The sequence below is a fragment of the Parabacteroides gordonii MS-1 = DSM 23371 genome, assembly GCF_000969825.1.
GTDB classification, from domain to species: domain Bacteria; phylum Bacteroidota; class Bacteroidia; order Bacteroidales; family Tannerellaceae; genus Parabacteroides; species Parabacteroides gordonii.
The window spans coordinates 855,543-857,661 of record NZ_KQ033920.1; the positions used below are offsets into that span (position 1 = coordinate 855,543).

Genomic DNA, 2,119 nt, shown 5'->3' on the forward strand with positions numbered 1-2,119 from the left:
CCCGATAACGGATAATAATCAATCATTTTGATAGTGTGTCTCTTTCTACATAAGAAAGAGACACTTTCTTTTTTTATCACCTCTTGATTGTCATTTACTATGTTTATTTTCTCTATTTCCATTTTTATTCTTTTTTCGTGCTTGTCTCTTTACTTTTTTACGCACATTAACAGTTGCTATTTACCAGCTATTCCTGTTCCTGAATGCAACGGATTGTATGTGCATCACATTTGTTCATATTATTCCTCATATTAACACCCCAGCTTGAATCAATATTACTTTTTACATTAAAGCAACTACCCTGATAATTAGAACCTCCTTCCTCTCTGGTCCATATAAATCCCCACTCTCCTATATGTCTGAAAATATCAGTACTAACTCTATAACCGGCCATTCTATAATAAGTAGTGTTTCCGGAACCTTTTGCTTCATAATACAACACGTAGCCACCGTCTATCTGAGAAGTTGATTGACTCACTGCATTGCCTGTAACCCAGGTATTGACATTAAAGCTTCCTGATTGAAATAATGCTTTATAATTATTTTTTGAAGCAATACGCCAACCAGCCGGACAAGGATCGTGAATTGTTTTATGATTATAAGAGTCATTCCATGAGTTTGCAGTGGTAAACGCAGAAGTTGATCCCCAATAATAAAAAACAGTTGGATGCCGATAAGCTTCCTGAAGTGTCACATTTTGAGTTATACCCTGCTTAACAATATATGACAAACCATCCGGTCCATATTGATTCAACATATCCGGAACAGGTGAAAGGTTACTTACCCCTGAAACTTCACTCTTTATACTGGCAGAGTAACTGCTGGGAAAAGGGTCTTTTCTTCCCCATTGATAATGAAATCCATTTGCTTTCGACATCCCCAACTGGTTAGAAGGTACATCCGTATAACCGGCAAAAGCTCCTAGATTACGATCCATCATGGGGAATTGGTCGCTGTTATAAGTATATTTTTGTTTTCGTTTGTATTCCGGTGTAACTACTGTGACATTTCCTTTTGGATCAGGTCTATAGTCAGTTACCCAAATATGCCAGCTCCAAAGAATGTTTCCTGTTCCATTTTCATCATCATAAGCGGCGATTAGCCCACTCCCTCCTGTCGTGTTTGGAGCGACACGGCAATAGATACGGGCTTTTTTCAAGTCATCACCATTGGTTAGGTCTACTATATTTGTATGATCGGTTGAAGAGTTAACTACCCCCAGTACCGGGTCGCCTATATCGCCATTCTCTTTGGTTTGCCAAAGAACTTTAACCGATTTGATCGGAGTACCGATCGTTCCGTCCACAACATTACACCAGTTACTGCCTTGTAGCAGGCTATTCTCAACCGTTATTCCTTGCTGATAGAATTTGTACGGGTTAAAACAGAATGCCCCACCGGGAGTCACCATAAAACAGTTGGCGGTCGGTACCAGGTTATCGTTGTTTTCAGATGCGGGTATTGGGTCGATGATCGTTACACGACGGTCATTGGTCGGCAAACCTGTATGATTGAAGTTTACTTCGTAGTTATAATTCGTATTATTGTAAAGATTAAAATCGAATGTTGTTCGTCCCCCCAAATAGACACGGTAATTGAGCTTCTTCTTTGATTCTTTACCGTTAACGGCAATGAAACTGACATACGAACTGCCTGTCGGGGCATTCGACTTGATACGGTAGCTCTGAGAAGTAGCTGCCGGATTCGTTCCACGTACATTGGCTGGGATCCAGCAGGAATATGAAGATTTACCGGACGGATCGACTTGTATCGTTGTAAACTGATCGAGCAACGATGGATAGGTTTCATCCGATTTGTCAGGCTTGGGGATTACGTTATAGTTAGTAGGTATGCTTTCAAGCAGGATTTGCTTCAACTCATAACTATCGGCTTCACCACTCACTGAATATGTCCAGTTCAGTGTCAGCCGGGCAGCTAACCGTTTAAGGAGCAGGCGGACATCTTCGCCATCTACACTTTGAAGTTTGCCGCTGCTACTTACCTTTACATGTTCGAGGTGTAAAATATAAGGCATCTTGTTCATATTATCGGCAGGGATATTATTGATTATGGATGCATCTATGGATAATTTTTGGACGGCTTCCAGTGTGTTGCCTGT

Annotated in this window: 1 protein-coding gene; it reads right to left on the bottom strand. The window is 40.8% G+C overall.

Annotated elements, in window-relative coordinates; translation table 11 throughout:
* Positions 1–187 precede the first annotated feature (187 nt).
* Positions 188–2,119 (bottom strand): DUF4906 domain-containing protein (locus HMPREF1536_RS20550; RefSeq protein ID WP_233426422.1); only part of this gene is annotated, 1,932 nt, incomplete at its 5' end.